Raw genomic sequence first — 16,780 nt, forward strand, 5'->3', positions numbered from 1 at the left:
TTGTTAACAATTTTGTAAAATACCGACGGATAGAACGACCCGGTGGATAATGGGCGTCATAAAAAAAACGTCAGACCCGCCGGAGATAAATATATAGAGGTCATGATGAGTACTGAAATCAAAACTCAGGTCGTGGTACTTGGGGCAGGCCCCGCAGGTTACTCCGCTGCCTTCCGTTGCGCTGATTTAGGTCTGGAAACCGTAATCGTAGAACGCTACAACACCCTTGGTGGTGTTTGCCTGAACGTCGGCTGTATCCCTTCTAAAGCACTGCTGCACGTAGCAAAAGTTATCGAAGAAGCCAAAGCGCTGGCTGAACACGGTATCGTCTTCGGCGAACCGAAAACCGATATCGACAAGATTCGTACCTGGAAAGAGAAAGTGATCAATCAGCTGACCGGTGGTCTGGCTGGTATGGCGAAAGGCCGCAAAGTCAAAGTGGTCAACGGTCTGGGTAAATTCACCGGGGCTAACACCCTGGAAGTTGAAGGTGAGAACGGTAAAACCGTGATCAACTTCGACAACGCGATCATTGCAGCGGGTTCTCGCCCGATTCAACTGCCGTTTATTCCGCATGAAGATCCGCGTATCTGGGACTCCACTGACGCGCTGGAACTGAAAGAAGTACCAGAACGCCTGCTGGTAATGGGCGGCGGTATCATCGGTCTGGAAATGGGTACCGTATACCACGCGCTGGGTTCACAGATTGACGTGGTTGAAATGTTCGACCAGGTTATCCCGGCGGCGGACAAAGACATCGTTAAAGTCTTCACCAAGCGTATCAGCAAGAAATTCAACCTGATGCTGGAAACCAAAGTTACCGCCGTTGAAGCGAAAGAAGACGGTATTTATGTGACGATGGAAGGTAAAAAAGCACCGGCTGAACCGCAGCGTTACGACGCCGTACTGGTAGCGATTGGTCGTGTGCCGAACGGTAAAAACCTCGATGCAGGCAAAGCTGGCGTGGAAGTGGACGACCGTGGCTTCATCCGCGTTGACAAACAGCTGCGCACTAACGTGCCGCACATCTTTGCTATCGGCGATATCGTCGGTCAGCCGATGCTGGCACACAAAGGTGTTCACGAAGGTCACGTTGCCGCTGAAGTTATCGCAGGTCAAAAACACTACTTCGATCCGAAAGTTATCCCGTCCATCGCTTATACCGAACCAGAAGTTGCATGGGTAGGTCTGACTGAGAAAGAAGCGAAAGAGAAAGGCATCAGCTACGAAACCGCCACCTTCCCGTGGGCTGCTTCTGGTCGTGCGATCGCTTCCGACTGCGCAGACGGTATGACCAAGCTGATTTTCGACAAAGAGTCTCACCGTGTGATCGGTGGTGCGATTGTCGGTACCAACGGCGGCGAGCTGCTGGGTGAAATCGGTCTGGCGATCGAAATGGGTTGTGACGCTGAAGACATCGCGCTGACCATCCACGCGCACCCGACTCTGCACGAGTCTGTGGGCCTGGCAGCAGAAGTGTTCGAAGGTAGCATCACCGACCTGCCGAACCCGAAAGCGAAGAAGAAGTAATTCTTCTTGTGCCGGAACATCCGGTAAATTAAGAAGCGGCTGACCAGGCCGCTTCAGATTGTTGATAAAGTGCTCGTTGTTGATGCCGGATGCGGCGTGAACGCCTTATTCGACCTACAAAATCATGCAAATTCAATATATTGCAGGAGCCATGTAGGCCCGATAAACTTGCGCATCGGGCAATTCGATGTTTGTCATCAGTCTTAAGCGGCTAACTACGCCGCTTTTTTTATGCCTGCAATTTACCTTTCCAGTCTCCTTGCTCCACGTTCAGACAACCGTTCGCGTACCGCTGACCGTTGCTCATTATTCAGTCGGGCAGTATGGTTATTGTCGTTCAGACGTTGCGGGCGGCTCTCCTGAACTTTCTCTCGAAAAACCTGGCGCTGCTCAGGCGAGGCAGACTGGATACGCTGACGCGCTGCCTCTCTTCGCTGCTGGTTGTGCGAGTTAGTCTGCATTTTCTCGCGGGCCGCCTGGCGCTGTTCTGGCGAGGCTGACTGAATACGCTGACGCGCCGCCTCTCTTCGCTGCTGGTTGTGTGAGTTAGTCTGCATTTTCTCGCGGGCCGCCTGGCGCTGCTCAGGTGAGGCAGACTGATAACGCTGACGAGCGGCGTCCTTTTGCTGCTGGGTCAGTGGTTGGTGGCGGCTGAACTCGCGGAAGTCGTCATAATTGCCATAGTGTTCCGCTTCATTAAACCGCTGTGCCGCAGCCTGACGTTGGGTATCTCGTGTAATGACTGGTGCTGCGTGTGTTCGTTGCTGAAACTGGCTTGCTGCCGCCTGGCGCTGGCTGTCGCGCGTTGGGGCAGGTAACTGTGTGGCACTCATGCCGCCTTTAACATCGGTTTGGTGAAACCGTTTTGCCATATCCTGATCATGATAAGGCACACCATCGCGGTAATTCGGATTGTGCCGCCATGCCATATTCTTGTCAGTAAGATGCTCACCAGTAATGCGGTTGAAATTGTTGACGTCGATATTGATGTTGTCGCCGTTGTGTTGCCAGCCATTACCGTCACGATGACCGCCATCGTGGTGATTATAATCATCATCGTCATGATGATGATGGTCATGATCGTCATCGTCCCAGTCGATGCTGCTGAATAGTGCATACGTGGTAGCAACGCCCATGCTGTAGCCAAATCCGCGCACAAAGCTGTCAACAAACGGTTCTCCGGCTGGCGGCGGCAGGTAAACCGGCGGATAAGCGGTATTGGCCCAACTGCCGTAAACCACGGTTGGGTTGTAGTTGGGAATATAAACTACATCCGGATTGGCGGGCTCAATGGTTATTACGGTCGGTGCAGGTTCTGCGACGACGGGGCTGGACGTAGAAACGGTATTTGATTGTGTGACAGGGGCGCTGGCGGGCTGATTTGCCGGTACGACTTTTTTCGTTGTCGTGATGACCTTTTGTTCAGTTGATGACTTCAGTGACCCGGTTTGTTGCGCCAGTTGCCGCAAACGTTGTACCGAGTCCATCACATCCTGCGGCTGCGCCAGAAATGCGTCGCCAAGATTTTGCACCCATTGCGGGTTTTCCCCCATCAACGCCATCAATTGCGGAAAAGCCACCAGCGATTTAACGCTGGCATCCCACGGCTGGTCGGATACTGCCTGAATAGCGGCATCACCTTGCTTGAGCGGGTTGTCGTGCGACCACTGCACGGCCTGGGCGACATTTGCCGGATAGGTCGATGCCATCAGCACCTGCGAAAGCAGGGCGTCGGGATATAGCGCGACGGGCGCGACCCATTGATCGATTTGTGCAGTGCTGAATGCGGATTTGACGACGGCAGGCATTACGGGGGGCGCGGAAACCGTTGCAGGAAGCGTAACTGCGGTGATGTCAGGCGCAGTCTGTTGTGTCGATTGCGCTTCCACAGGCGCTTCCACTGTGCGGCTTTTTATATATAGCCCGGCAGAGGCGGCACAAAGCCCGGCACTGCAAATTAGCGCCAGCACATGGGGTTTAAACGGCAAAGTCATTTTCATAATTCGGATCTCAAGGAAATCGCAATGGTCGGCGAACTGCCACCCGCAGGTGCTGTAAATCTGAGTATAAAGAGGCGGTAGTTTAAATTTTGACTAATCTTGGGATTCGTTGAGAAAGGTGATTATCATCATGCGAATTAACGAAGTTTTTACGGAGGGAAACAATCTCTAGACCATCCTTAACGATTCAGCCACTTTTTTTATGTTGCTTTTTTGTAAACAGATTAACACATCGTCAAAATCCTGCTATTCTGCCCGTTGCGGTACTGGGCATTTACCCTACAAACTGCTGTCTCACAGGAGCGTGAAGAGAATCGCCTGCCGCACTATGACAATGAGAGCGAGGAGAACCGTCGTGCTAGAAGAATACCGTAAGCACGTAGCTGAGCGTGCCGCTGAGGGGATTGCGCCCAAACCCCTGGATGCAAACCAAATGGCCGCGCTTGTAGAGCTGCTGAAAAACCCGCCCGCGGGCGAAGAAGAATTCCTGTTAGATCTGTTAACCAACCGTGTTCCCCCTGGCGTCGATGAAGCCGCCTATGTCAAAGCAGGCTTCCTGGCTGCTGTCGCCAAAGGCGAAGCCAAATCCCCACTGCTGACTCCGGAAAAAGCCATCGAACTGCTGGGTACCATGCAGGGTGGTTACAACATTCATCCGCTGATCGATGCGCTGGACGATGCCAAACTGGCTCCGATCGCTGCCAAAGCACTGTCCCACACGCTGCTGATGTTCGATAACTTCTATGACGTAGAAGAGAAAGCCAAAGCAGGCAACGAATATGCGAAGCAGGTAATGCAGTCCTGGGCGGATGCCGAATGGTTCCTGAATCGCCCGGCGCTGGCTGAAAAACTGACCGTTACCGTCTTCAAAGTCACTGGCGAAACCAACACCGATGACCTTTCTCCGGCACCGGATGCGTGGTCGCGCCCGGACATCCCATTGCACGCGCTGGCGATGCTGAAAAACGCCCGTGAAGGCATTGAGCCAGACCAGCCAGGCGCTGTTGGTCCGATCAAGCAAATTGAAGCTCTGCAACAGAAAGGTTTCCCGCTGGCGTATGTCGGTGACGTTGTGGGTACGGGTTCTTCGCGTAAATCCGCCACTAACTCCGTCCTGTGGTTTATGGGCGATGATATTCCGCATGTGCCGAACAAACGCGGCGGTGGTCTGTGCCTCGGCGGTAAAATTGCACCAATCTTCTTTAACACGATGGAAGACGCGGGTGCACTGCCAATTGAAGTGGACGTCTCTAACCTGAACATGGGCGACGTGATTGACGTTTACCCGTACAAAGGTGAAGTGCGTAACCACGAAACCAACGAGCTGCTGGCGACCTTCGAACTGAAAACCGACGTGCTGATTGATGAAGTGCGTGCTGGTGGTCGTATTCCGCTGATTATCGGGCGTGGCCTGACCACCAAAGCGCGTGAAGCACTTGGTCTGCCGCAGAGCGATGTGTTCCGTCAGGCGAAAGATGTCGCTGAAAGCGACCGTGGCTTCTCGCTGGCGCAGAAAATGGTAGGTCGCGCCTGTGGTGTGAAAGGTATTCGTCCAGGCGCGTACTGTGAACCGAAAATGACTTCTGTAGGTTCTCAGGATACCACTGGCCCGATGACCCGTGATGAACTGAAAGACCTGGCGTGCCTGGGCTTCTCGGCTGACCTGGTGATGCAGTCTTTCTGTCACACAGCGGCGTATCCGAAGCCGGTTGACGTTAACACGCACCACACGCTGCCGGACTTCATTATGAACCGTGGCGGTGTGTCGCTGCGTCCGGGTGACGGCGTAATCCACTCCTGGCTAAACCGTATGCTGCTGCCGGATACCGTCGGTACGGGTGGTGACTCCCATACCCGTTTCCCGATCGGTATCTCTTTCCCGGCGGGTTCTGGTCTGGTGGCGTTTGCTGCTGCAACTGGCGTAATGCCGCTGGATATGCCGGAATCCGTTCTGGTGCGCTTCAAAGGCAAGATGCAGCCGGGCATTACCCTGCGCGATCTGGTACACGCCATTCCGCTGTATGCGATCAAACAAGGTCTGCTGACCGTTGAGAAGAAAGGCAAGAAAAACATCTTCTCTGGCCGCATTCTGGAAATTGAAGGTCTGCCGGATCTGAAAGTTGAGCAGGCATTTGAGCTTACCGATGCGTCCGCCGAGCGTTCTGCCGCTGGTTGTACCATCAAGCTGAACAAAGAGCCGATCATCGAATACCTGAACTCCAACATCGTCCTGCTGAAGTGGATGATCGCGGAAGGTTATGGCGATCGTCGTACTCTCGAACGTCGTATTCAGGGCATGGAAAAATGGCTGGCGAATCCTGAGCTGCTGGAAGCCGATGCAGATGCGGAATACGCGGCAGTGATCGACATCGATCTGGCTGATATCAAAGAGCCAATCCTCTGTGCGCCGAACGATCCGGACGACGCGCGTCCGCTGTCTGCGGTACAGGGCGAGAAGATCGACGAAGTGTTTATCGGTTCTTGCATGACTAACATCGGTCACTTCCGTGCTGCTGGTAAACTGCTGGATGCGCACAAAGGCCAGTTGCCGACCCGCCTGTGGGTGGCTCCGCCAACCCGTATGGACGCCGCGCAGTTGACCGAAGAAGGCTACTACAGCGTCTTCGGTAAGAGCGGTGCGCGTATCGAAATTCCTGGCTGTTCCTTGTGTATGGGCAACCAGGCGCGTGTAGCGGACGGTGCGACGGTAGTTTCCACGTCGACCCGTAACTTCCCGAACCGTCTGGGTACTGGCGCGAACGTCTTCCTGGCTTCTGCGGAACTGGCTGCTGTTGCGGCGCTGATTGGCAAACTGCCGACGCCGGAAGAGTACCAGACCTACGTGGCGCAGGTGGATAAAACTGCCGTTGATACTTACCGTTACCTGAACTTCAACCAGCTTTCTCAGTACACTGAAAAAGCCGATGGTGTGATTTTCCAGACTGCAGTTTAAAAAGTCAGCGCACGCGCTGCGCATAAACGACACAATGCCCGGTGAATGAGATTCCCGGGCATTTTTTATTTCTAAACCATCGCCGTTCCGCTGTTTTTCTCCGGTAAGGCTGCGATAATTACATCAATGGCGCAATGCGATTTCGGCGCATTGCCGGGAGCAGAGGAACACACTATGGATTACGAATTTCTGCGCGATATTACCGGAGTGGTAAAGGTGCGCATGTCCATGGGGCATGAAGTGGTCGGACACTGGTTTAATGAAGAGGTGAAAGAAAACCTGGCCTTGCTTGATGAAGTGGAACAAGCGGCGCACGCATTGAAAGGTAGCGAACGTTCCTGGCAGCGGGCTGGGCATGAGTACACGCTATGGATGGACGGCGAAGAGGTGATGGTTCGCGCCAATCAACTGGAATTCGCTGGCGATGAAATGGAAGAGGGGATGAACTACTACGACGAAGAGAGCTTGTCGCTGTGCGGCGTTGAGGATTTTCTTCAGGTGGTGGCGGCGTACCGTAATTTCGTGCAGCAGAAGTAAATAAATCAGGCGGAGCCTCCGTGCTCCGCCTGAGCCGTTAAACGGCTGGCATATTGCGCCCGTAATAAATCTCGCGCATTTCTTTCCACAGCGCAGCGGTAATTTCTTTGCGCTCGCAGTCGGTTAAATCTTCCGGTTTGGTGTGGAACATGTAGTGCTTAAGGTCGAACTCTTTAAGCAACATCTTGGTATGGAAGATATTTTCCTGATAGACGTTCACATCCACCATGTCATACAGCGCCTTCATATCGTCAGACATAAAGTTCTGAATCGAATTAATCTCATGGTCGATAAAGTGCTTCATACCGTTAATGTCGCGGGTAAAACCGCGCACGCGATAATCAATGGTTACGATATCGGACTCAAGCTGGTGGATCAGGTAATTCAGCGCCTTCAGCGGAGAAATCACGCCGCAGGTAGAGACTTCAATATCGGCGCGGAAGGTACATAAACCGCCTTCAGGATGACTTTCCGGGTAGGTATGTACGCAAATATGACTTTTATCGAGATGGGCAACGACCGTTTCTGGCAGTGGGCCGGGGTGTTCTGTTTTGTCGATGAGTTTCGGGTCGATCGGTTCTTCACTCACCAGGATAGTGACGCTGGCACCCTGTGGTTCGTAATCCTGGCGGGCGATGTTAAGAATATTGGCCCCGATAATGGAACAGGTTTCTGACAGGATTTCGGTCAGACGGTTGGCATTATAGAGTTCATCGATATAAGCAATATAACCGTCGCGCTCTTCGGCAGTTTTGGCGTAGCAGATATCGTAAATACAAAAACTCAGACTTTTGGTCAGATTATTAAAGCCATGCAGTTTCAGTTTTTTCAATTTCTTATCTTCTCCTTAGGACGGCTGTGAAGCCAGAGCGTCTTGCAGATACTGAGGTAAGGCAAAAGCTGCCGAATGGACTGCCGGATTGTAATAACGGCATTTCAGGCCAGAGGCGAGAAAACGCGCCTGAATAATTTCGGTTGAGAGATGGCGTAAGGCGTCGTTATCTGTCGCCCATGCAAAGGTCATGATGCCGCCGTAATAGGTCGGGATCGCCGCCTGATAAAAGCCAACGTCGCTGAAGTAATGGCTGAGTTTGCGATGACTGTCGATAGCCTCTTCCTGCTGTAAAAAGCAGACGCCGTTTTGTGCGACGAAGATACCGCCAGGATTCAGGCAGCGTTTGCAGCCTTCATAAAATGCTGAGGTGAACAGACTTTCGCCGGGACCGATAGGATCGGTGCAGTCGGAGATAATGACATCAAAGGTCTGGCTGGTTTGATTAACGAAATTGACGCCATCGTCGATCACCAGTTTAAAGCGCGGATCGTCGTAGCTACCGGCGTTATGGTTGGGCAGATACTGACGGCAGAACGACACGACACCCGCGTCGATTTCCACCATCGTGATTGACTCAACGCTTTTGTGCCGGGTCACTTCACGCAGCATGGCACCGTCGCCGCCGCCGATAATCAGCACATGTTTCGCGTGACCGTGGGCCAGTAGTGGAACGTGGGTCATCATCTCATGATAGATAAACTCGTCGCGCTCGGTGGTTTGTACGACGCCATCCAGCGCCATCACGCGACCAAATGCGGCGTTCTCAAAAATGATCAGATCCTGGTGATCGGTCTTTTCATGATACAGAACGTTATCTACAGCAAAGTACTGCCCAAACTGGTCGTGAAGCGTTTCATGCCACAGTTTATTTTCGGCCATGGGTTGATACCTCCTTTGTTAACACTCGTAAAAAAAGAGCGCAACATAATAGCTAACATTGACCGTGGTTGCACGGTCAATATTTCTACAAAAAGGAGCTGTGATTATTTAACGTAGGCAAGCAGGCTTAAGGAATCGCGGGCCAGGGCTTTGCACTTTTTCGCGACGGGAATGCCGATACCGCTGAGATCCCGGTAGCTGTCTTCACCGAGGGATTTCATGTCGAAGGTGTCGTAGTTGCTGAGATCCCACTGGTTTTGCTGGGCGAAAAAGACCAGTGCGCGACGAATTTGCCCATTAGGTAAGTTCTGGTAACCACAATCGTTCTTCAGAAAAACAAAAACTGCCGTTAAATCGGCCATATCTTCGGCTTCAGACTCGCTGAGCGCGTAACTGTTTGCGCAAACGGCCATCAGGCTGCCGAATAACACTGTTCTGAAAAACGTCTTCATTGCTTCTACCAGGACTTAAAGAAGATAAACGTTAGCACACTGTGAGCGAGGCGACGACCATTATTGTCGATTAAATTGTGTCTGCGGCTTGACCTTCCCGTAAGGGTAAGGACTATGCTCAACGTTTGATTTTGTTTCGCCTGCTTGAGAATAAGGAAATAACTATGCAACGCCGTGATTTCTTAAAATATTCCGTCGCGCTGGGCGTGGCTTCGGCTTTGCCGCTGTGGAGTCGAACAGTTTTTGCCGCCGAACGTCCAACACTGCCGATCCCCGAACTCCTCACTTCTGATGTTCGTGGCCGCATAAAATTATCGATAATGCCAGGTCAGTCCACCTTTGCCGGGAAAACGGCGACCACCTGGGGCTATAACGGTAATCTGTTAGGGCCTGCGGTGAAGTTACAGCGTGGCAAAGCGGTAACGGTTGATATCTATAACCAACTGACGGAAGAGACGACGTTGCACTGGCACGGGCTGGAAGTCCCGGGCGAAGTGGACGGCGGCCCGCAGGGGATTATTCCGCCTGGCGGTCAACGCACGGTGACGCTGAACGTCGATCAACCTGCCGCTACCTGCTGGTTCCATCCGCATCAGCACGGCAAAACTGGGCGTCAGGTGGCGATGGGGCTGGCTGGTCTGGTGGTGATTGAAGATGACGAGATCCTGAAATTAATGCTGCCAAAACAGTGGGGTATCGATGATGTTCCGGTGATCGTTCAGGATAAGAAATTTAGCGCCGATGGGCAGATTGATTATCAACTGGATGTGATGACCGCCGCCGTGGGCTGGTTTGGTGATACGTTGCTGACCAACGGTGCAATCTACCCGCAACACGCCGCACCGCGCGGCTGGCTGCGCCTGCGTTTACTCAATGGCTGTAACGCCCGCTCGCTCAATTTCGCTACCAGCGACAATCGCCCGCTTTATGTGATTGCCAGCGACGGCGGTCTGCTGCCTGAACCGGTGAAGGTGAACGAGCTGCCAGTGCTGATGGGCGAGCGTTTTGAAGTGCTGGTGGAGGTTAACGACAACAAACCATTTGACCTGGTGACGCTGCCGGTCAGCCAGATGGGGATGGCGATTGCGCCGTTTGACAAGCCGCATCCGGTAATGCGGATTCAGCCGATTGCTATTAGTGCCTCAGGTGCTTTGCCAGATACGTTAAGTAGCCTGCCTGCGTTACCTTCGCTGGAAGGTTTGACGGTACGTAAGCTGCAACTCTCTATGGACCCGATGCTCGATATGATGGGGATGCAGATGCTGATGGAGAAATATGGCGATCAGGCGATGACCGGGATGGATCACAGCCAGATGATGGGGCATATGGGGCATATGGGGCATGGCAATATGAATCATATGAACCACGGCGGGAAGTTCGATTTCCACCATGCCAATAAAATCAACGGTCAGGCGTTTGATATGAACAAGCCGATGTTTGCGGCGGCGAAAGGGCAGTACGAACGTTGGGTTATCTCTGGCGTGGGCGACATGATGCTGCATCCGTTCCATATTCACGGCACGCAGTTCCGTATCTTGTCAGAAAATGGCAAACCGCCAGCGACGCATCGCGCGGGCTGGAAAGATACCGTTAAGGTAGAAGGTAATGTCAGTGAAGTGCTGGTGAAGTTTAATCACGATGCACCGAAAGAACATGCTTATATGGCGCACTGCCATCTGCTGGAGCATGAAGATACGGGGATGATGTTAGGGTTTACGGTATAAAAAGACCGTATTCGGAAATATGCCCGGATCTCTCCGGGCATTAAACTGATGACAAACGCAAATCTGCCTGATGCGCTACGCTTATCGGGTCTACGTGAACTCCGCAATCTACTGAATTTGCAGGGTTTTGTAGGCCGGATAAGGCGTTCACGCCGCATCCGGCATGAACAACGCGCACGCAATCTGAGCGAATCTTACTTCATATCATCCGGCAACGCATAAGCCACAATATAGTCGCCCATCTTCGTACCAAATGAACCGTGACCGCCTGCGGAGATCACCACATACTGCTTGCCATTCACTTCATAGGTCATCGGTGTTGCCTGACCACCCGCCGGTAAACGGCTCTGCCACAGTTTTTCACCGTTGCTCATGTTGTAAGCGCGCAGGTAGTTATCTGCCGTAGCGGCGATAAACAGCACGTTACCCGCTGTGGAGATTGGTCCGCCCAGCATCGGCATACCCATATTGAACGGCACCGGAACAGGCATCGGGAACGGCATGCTGTCCTGCGGCGTACCAATACGTTTCTTCCACACGACTTCGTTGGTTTTCAGATCCAGCGCCGAGATATAGCCCCATGCTGGCTGTTTACACGGCAGACCAAACGGTGAGAGGAACGGGTTGAGCGTGACGCCATACGGTACACCGTACTGCGGCTGAATGCCGGATTCCGTACCCGTGCCTTTGGCATCTTTCGGCTGCTCCATCGGGTTGCCAGGACCGCGCGGGATCAGTTTCGAAACAAACGGCAGTGCCATTGGGTTGGCAATCGCCACTTCACGATTCGGATCAACGGAAATCCCGCCCCATTCGAACATCCCCAGGTTACCCGGGAAGACCAGCGTACCCTGTTCAGATGGCGGGGTGAAAATGCCTTCATAGCGCATCTGGTGGAACATCACGCGGCACACCAGCTGGTCAAACATGGTGGCGCCCCACATATCCGCACCGCTCAAATCTTTCGTCGGACGGAAGCTCAGTTCAGAGAACGGTTGAGTAGGGGTAACGTAATCGCCTTTCGCTGCACCTTGGGGAACCGGTTTTTCCGGGGCCGGAACCACCAGTTCACCATTACGACGATCGAGCACAAAAATGTTGCCGGTTTTCGCCGGAGCGTAAATAACCGGCACTTTCTGACCATTAACGGTGATATCCGCCAGCGTCGGCTGTGCCGGAAGATCCATATCCCACAGGTCGTGGTGAACGGTCTGGTAGCTCCACGCCAGTTTCCCGGTAGTGGCATTCAGCGCCAGAATCGAGCTGGCGTAACGTTCCTGTTCTGGTGTGCGATTACCGCCCCAGATATCCGGCGTGGTCACGCCCATCGGCAGATAGACCAGATCCAGCTTCGCGTCATAGGCCGCAGGTGCCCACGAGTTTGGCGAGTTAAAGGTAAAGGTGTGTTCGTCAGACGGGATCGCGTTCGGATCTTTTGCGCCCGGATCAAAGGCCCACAGCAGCTCACCCGTGTTGACATCAAAACCACGGATCACGCCAGACGTTTCGCGGGTTGAGAAGTTGTCGGTAACTGAACCGGCCATCACGATGGTTTTATCGGTGATAATCGGCGGCGAAGTCGGTTCATACAGACCCGGTTTGGTGTCCGGCATATTGCTTTGCAGATTGAGCACGCCTTTATTGGCGAAGGTTTCGCACAGTTTGCCGTTTTCAGCGTTAATCGCAATCAGGCGACCATCATTCACCGGAAGAATGATACGACGCGGGCAATCCGCCATCACTTCTGGCGAAGCGGTTTCTGCTTTGGCTTCATGATAAGAGACGCCACGACAGGTTACGTGCTGGAAAGACTCGTTGGTTTTAAGCTCAGGATCATAGTGCCATTTCTCTTTGCCGCTGGCGGCATCGAGCGCAAACAGGCGCTGGTGAGCGGTACATAAGTAAAGCGTATCGCCTACTTTAATCGGCGTCACTTCATTGGTGATTTCGCCCGGATCGTTCGGCTGCTTCACATCGCCTGTACGGAACACCCAGGCTTCTTTCAGATTGTGGACGTTATCGGCGTTAATTTGTTTCAGTGGTGAAAAGCGTTGACCTTCCTGATTGCGACCATAGGCAGGCCAGTCCTGATCGGCAACGGGTGAGATAGCTTCGGCAGGTGTGGCATCGGCGCTTAAAGTGCCATTGATTTCCTGCGGATCGTTAAATCCGGCCCAGGTCAGGATACCGCCGCTAATCAACAGTGCCACCACCAGTGCGGCAACTGCGCCGTTGGCAGGAATGACCAGGCGATGCCAGACAAACGGCAGGATCAGCCAGATGCCGAAGAACACCAGAATGTCGCTGCGCGGAGTCAGCGCCCAGAAGTCGAAACCAACTTCCCAGACGCCCCAAATCATGGTGCCGAGCAGCAGGGCGGCGTACAGCCAAAGCGCGGCACGTTTACTGCGCCACAGCATCCAGGCGACGCCGAGCATCACAAGGCCAGCGATAGGGTAATACCAGGAGCCGCCAATCGCGACCAGCCAGCCTCCGCCAATAAGTAGATACAGCCCGCAAAGTGCTGCAAATAGGGCTGTTAGCGTGACGAGTAATCGTCGCGAGCCTGTATTGTTAATTGCCATAAAGAGACACCATTTCAATTCATTAATATTTTAGTAGCAATTAATTATAGGTTTTAACATGTGTGATCGTCATCACAATTTGAGCTTTATTAACAGATTCCGCGAATGAATAGTTTTACTGGTATACTGCATGTCTTGCGCTTTGTTGCGGTGCTGAATCCCGCCCGTGCGAAGTGATTTGTTTTTAAATCATATGGTTAGAGATATGAAACATACTGTAGAAGTAATGATCCCCGAAGCGGAGATTAAAGCGCGTATCGCCGAACTGGGTCGTCAGATTACTGAGCGTTACAAAGACAGCGGCAGCGATATGGTGCTGGTAGGTCTGCTGCGTGGCTCATTTATGTTTATGGCGGACCTGTGCCGTGAAGTCCAGGTATCTCATGAAGTCGACTTTATGACCGCCTCCAGCTACGGTAGCGGCATGTCCACCACCCGTGATGTGAAAATCCTCAAAGATCTGGATGAAGATATCCGTGGCAAGGACGTGCTGATTGTTGAAGATATCATCGACTCGGGGAATACACTGTCGAAAGTGCGTGAGATCTTAAGCCTGCGTGAACCGAAGTCGTTGGCGATTTGTACGCTGCTGGATAAACCGTCCCGTCGTGAAGTGAACGTCCCGGTAGAATTTATCGGTTTCTCGATCCCGGATGAGTTTGTGGTGGGTTACGGCATTGATTACGCACAGCGTTACCGTCATCTGCCCTATATCGGCAAAGTGATTCTGCTGGACGAGTAAGTGTAAAGTTGCCGGATGTGTTGCATCCGGCATGGCATATTTATTTGTGGTTGGCGTGTTTCAGCTTGAGGTTGGAAATCCCGTGACGGTAACGTTGCTCAAGGGTTTCGCGGTTGGTGGCGGTAACATCCAGATCACGCAGCAAGCCGTCGTGAATGCCGTAGGCCCAGCCGTGAATGGTCACTTTCTGCCCGCGTTTCCACGCTGATTGCATAATGGTGGAGTGGCCCAGGTTATATACCTGTTCCATTACGTTCAGTTCACACAAGGTATCCAGACGGCGCTCTGGCGGCATTTCGCCGAGCAATGAGCTATGTTTGAACCAGATATCGCGGATGTGCAGCAGCCAGTTGTTGATAAGCCCCAGTTCCGGGTTTTCAACTGCGGCTTGTACGCCGCCGCAACCGTAGTGGCCACAGATAATAATGTGTTCAACTTCGAGAACATCCACTGCATACTGAACCACGGAAAGGCAGTTCAGGTCGGTGTGAATGACCAGGTTAGCAACATTACGGTGAACAAAGAGTTCGCCCGGCTCAAGACCGGTTAAACGTTCTGCAGGAACGCGACTGTCGGAACATCCAATCCATAGAAAGCGCGGTTTTTGCGCTTGTGCCAGTTTCTCAAAAAACCCGGGATCCTCTTCCACCAGCATTTTTGACCATAGTGCATTATTGCTGATGAGTGTATCTATGTCTTTCATGGAGGTTAACGACCTGTAACCAAATAATTACGTTTGGCTAATATAGGGCAACTCCGGGACGATTTAAACCACAGATAAAGTGTAAGAACGTAAGGTAAGTAAAAATTTATGACCATTGCACTGGAACTTCAACAGCTTAAAAAAACCTATCCAGGCGGCGTTCAGGCGCTTCGTGGGATAGATTTGCAAGTCGAAGCGGGTGATTTTTATGCGCTTCTCGGGCCGAACGGGGCCGGAAAATCAACCACTATCGGTATTATCAGCTCTCTGGTAAATAAAACCTCCGGGCGGGTCAGCGTATTTGGTTACGATCTTGAAAAAGATGTCGTCAACGCTAAACGTCAGTTAGGACTGGTGCCACAGGAATTTAACTTCAACCCGTTTGAAACCGTACAGCAAATTGTGGTGAATCAGGCGGGGTACTACGGTGTAGAGCGCAAAGAAGCGTACATACGCAGCGAAAAGTATCTTAAGCAACTCGATTTGTGGGGAAAACGCAACGAACGTGCGCGCATGTTATCGGGCGGGATGAAACGTCGTTTAATGATTGCCCGCGCGCTGATGCACGAACCTAAACTGCTGATTCTTGATGAACCGACCGCAGGCGTGGATATCGAACTTCGCCGTTCAATGTGGGGCTTTTTGAAGGATTTAAACGACAAAGGCACCACCATCATTCTTACCACGCATTACCTGGAAGAAGCAGAAATGCTGTGCCGCAATATCGGCATTATTCAACACGGTGAGCTGGTGGAAAATACCTCGATGAAGGCGCTGCTGGCGAAGCTGAAATCAGAAACCTTTATTCTCGATCTCGCACCGAAAAGCCCGTTACCGAAACTCGATGGCTATCAGTATCGACTGGTGGATACCGCCACGCTGGAAGTTGAAGTGCTGCGTGAGCAGGGGATCAACAGCGTATTCACGCAGTTAAGTGAGCAGGGCATTCAGGTACTAAGTATGCGTAACAAAGCTAACCGTCTGGAAGAGCTGTTTGTTTCACTGGTTAATGAAAAACAAGGAGATCGCGCATGATGCATCTTTACTGGGTGGCGTTAAAAAGCATCTGGGCGAAAGAGATCCATCGCTTTATGCGTATCTGGATACAGACGCTGGTGCCACCGGTTATCACCATGACCCTTTACTTTATCATCTTCGGTAACCTGATTGGTTCGCGTATTGGCGATATGCATGGCTTCAGCTATATGCAGTTCATTGTTCCGGGGCTGATCATGATGTCGGTAATCACCAATGCCTACGCCAACGTCGCTTCATCATTTTTTGGCGCCAAGTTCCAGCGTAATATTGAAGAACTGCTGGTCGCTCCGGTTCCGACTCACGTCATCATTGCCGGATATGTCGGCGGTGGCGTAGCGCGCGGACTGCTTGTTGGTATGCTGGTGACAGCAATTTCGCTGTTCTTTGTACCGTTTCAGGTGCATTCGTGGGTATTTGTCGCTTTAACGCTGGTGCTCACGGCGGTGTTGTTCTCTCTTGCCGGATTGCTTAATGGTGTGTTTGCCAAAACGTTTGATGACATCAGCCTGGTACCAACCTTTGTGTTAACGCCACTCACGTATTTGGGCGGGGTGTTTTACTCACTGACCTTGTTGCCACCGTTCTGGCAGGGGCTGTCGCATCTCAACCCAATCGTTTATATGATCAGTGGATTCCGCTACGGCTTCCTCGGCATTAATGATGTGCCGCTGGTTACTACTTTTGGTGTGCTGGTTATTTTTATTATTGCGTTTTATCTGATCTGCTGGTCGCTGATCCAGCGCGGACGCGGTCTGCGCAGCTAAGGCTATTTCCTCTCCTCTGGATTCGGGGGAGAGGAGTT

Annotated in this window: 13 protein-coding genes; 7 read left to right on the forward strand and 6 right to left on the reverse strand. The window is 52.3% G+C overall.

What is annotated here, in order from left to right; all coding sequences use genetic code 11:
* The first annotated feature begins 105 nt into the window (after positions 1-105).
* Entirely contained in the window at positions 106-1,530 is a 1,425-nt protein-coding gene (lpdA, locus tag D9741_RS09445; protein WP_130205068.1) for a dihydrolipoyl dehydrogenase, read from the forward strand.
* 242 nt (positions 1,531-1,772) lie between these two features.
* Here the strand turns inward: lpdA and D9741_RS09450 are convergent, their stop codons facing one another.
* Positions 1,773-3,530 (reverse strand): DUF3300 domain-containing protein, encoded by a 1,758-nt coding sequence (locus D9741_RS09450; protein WP_130238355.1) that lies wholly within the window; start codon positions 3,528-3,530, stop codon positions 1,773-1,775.
* A gap of 355 nt (positions 3,531-3,885) precedes the next feature.
* Between D9741_RS09450 and acnB the strand changes: the two genes are divergently transcribed.
* Positions 3,886-6,483, forward strand: a complete 2,598-nt coding sequence (gene acnB, locus D9741_RS09455; protein ID WP_130217386.1) for a bifunctional aconitate hydratase 2/2-methylisocitrate dehydratase — start codon at positions 3,886-3,888, stop codon at positions 6,481-6,483.
* A 174-nt stretch (positions 6,484-6,657) separates the two neighbouring features.
* Complete coding sequence (yacL, locus tag D9741_RS09460) at positions 6,658-7,020, forward strand: protein YacL (RefSeq protein ID WP_000384306.1); 363 nt, start codon at positions 6,658-6,660, stop codon at positions 7,018-7,020.
* Between the two features lie 37 nt (positions 7,021-7,057).
* On the opposite strand, the gene speD is transcribed toward yacL, so the two are convergent.
* From speD to D9741_RS09475, 3 genes are all read right to left on the reverse strand, one after another.
* The gene (gene speD, locus D9741_RS09465; protein WP_130217384.1) at positions 7,058-7,852 is read right to left on the reverse strand and encodes an adenosylmethionine decarboxylase; all 795 of its coding nucleotides are present in this window, start codon (positions 7,850-7,852) and stop codon (positions 7,058-7,060) included.
* A gap of 15 nt (positions 7,853-7,867) precedes the next feature.
* Positions 7,868-8,734: a polyamine aminopropyltransferase gene (gene speE, locus D9741_RS09470; RefSeq protein WP_130217382.1), complete on the reverse strand. Its 867-nt coding sequence runs from the start codon at positions 8,732-8,734 to the stop codon at positions 7,868-7,870.
* A gap of 104 nt (positions 8,735-8,838) precedes the next feature.
* Positions 8,839-9,186, reverse strand: a complete 348-nt coding sequence (locus D9741_RS09475; RefSeq protein WP_000846617.1) for a YacC family pilotin-like protein — start codon at positions 9,184-9,186, stop codon at positions 8,839-8,841.
* A gap of 164 nt (positions 9,187-9,350) precedes the next feature.
* On the opposite strand from D9741_RS09475, the gene cueO reads away from it, so the two are divergent.
* Complete coding sequence (cueO, locus tag D9741_RS09480; RefSeq protein WP_130217380.1) at positions 9,351-10,910, forward strand: multicopper oxidase CueO; 1,560 nt, start codon at positions 9,351-9,353, stop codon at positions 10,908-10,910.
* 194 nt (positions 10,911-11,104) lie between these two features.
* Here cueO and gcd read toward each other — a convergent pair whose 3' ends face one another.
* Entirely contained in the window at positions 11,105-13,495 is a 2,391-nt protein-coding gene (gcd, locus tag D9741_RS09485; RefSeq protein ID WP_130217378.1) for a quinoprotein glucose dehydrogenase, read from the reverse strand.
* Between the two features lie 205 nt (positions 13,496-13,700).
* Here gcd and hpt point away from each other — a divergent pair, with 205 nt between their 5' ends.
* Complete coding sequence (gene hpt, locus D9741_RS09490; protein WP_000683335.1) at positions 13,701-14,237, forward strand: hypoxanthine phosphoribosyltransferase; 537 nt, start codon at positions 13,701-13,703, stop codon at positions 14,235-14,237.
* Positions 14,238-14,277: 40 nt separating this feature from the next.
* Here hpt and can read toward each other — a convergent pair whose 3' ends face one another.
* On the reverse strand, positions 14,278-14,940 hold the full coding sequence (gene can / locus D9741_RS09495; RefSeq protein ID WP_130204959.1) for a carbonate dehydratase: 663 nt from the start codon (positions 14,938-14,940) through the stop codon (positions 14,278-14,280).
* A gap of 108 nt (positions 14,941-15,048) precedes the next feature.
* Between can and D9741_RS09500 the strand changes: the two genes are divergently transcribed.
* Positions 15,049-15,975 (forward strand): ABC transporter ATP-binding protein, encoded by a 927-nt coding sequence (locus D9741_RS09500; protein ID WP_000150637.1) that lies wholly within the window; start codon positions 15,049-15,051, stop codon positions 15,973-15,975.
* Complete coding sequence (locus tag D9741_RS09505; RefSeq protein WP_064525104.1) at positions 15,972-16,742, forward strand: ABC transporter permease; 771 nt, start codon at positions 15,972-15,974, stop codon at positions 16,740-16,742. The genes D9741_RS09500 and D9741_RS09505 overlap by 4 nt, the downstream gene beginning before the upstream one ends.
* Positions 16,743-16,780: the final 38 nt, after the last annotated feature.

Source organism: Escherichia sp. E14V7 (assembly GCF_004212225.1).
Lineage (GTDB): Bacteria > Pseudomonadota > Gammaproteobacteria > Enterobacterales > Enterobacteriaceae > Escherichia.

Coding starts and splice junctions, on each gene's coding strand:
- lpdA (WP_130205068.1), top strand. CDS start 106: ATGAGTACTGAAATCAAAACTCAGGTCGTGGTACTTGGGGCAGGCCCC.
- D9741_RS09450 (WP_130238355.1), bottom strand. CDS start 3,530: ATGAAAATGACTTTGCCGTTTAAACCCCATGTGCTGGCGCTAATTTGC.
- can (WP_130204959.1), bottom strand. CDS start 14,940: ATGAAAGACATAGATACACTCATCAGCAATAATGCACTATGGTCAAAA.
- yacL (WP_000384306.1), top strand. CDS start 6,658: ATGGATTACGAATTTCTGCGCGATATTACCGGAGTGGTAAAGGTGCGC.
- hpt (WP_000683335.1), top strand. CDS start 13,701: ATGAAACATACTGTAGAAGTAATGATCCCCGAAGCGGAGATTAAAGCG.
- cueO (WP_130217380.1), top strand. CDS start 9,351: ATGCAACGCCGTGATTTCTTAAAATATTCCGTCGCGCTGGGCGTGGCT.
- gcd (WP_130217378.1), bottom strand. CDS start 13,495: ATGGCAATTAACAATACAGGCTCGCGACGATTACTCGTCACGCTAACA.
- speE (WP_130217382.1), bottom strand. CDS start 8,734: ATGGCCGAAAATAAACTGTGGCATGAAACGCTTCACGACCAGTTTGGG.
- D9741_RS09475 (WP_000846617.1), bottom strand. CDS start 9,186: ATGAAGACGTTTTTCAGAACAGTGTTATTCGGCAGCCTGATGGCCGTT.
- D9741_RS09500 (WP_000150637.1), top strand. CDS start 15,049: ATGACCATTGCACTGGAACTTCAACAGCTTAAAAAAACCTATCCAGGC.
- D9741_RS09505 (WP_064525104.1), top strand. CDS start 15,972: ATGATGCATCTTTACTGGGTGGCGTTAAAAAGCATCTGGGCGAAAGAG.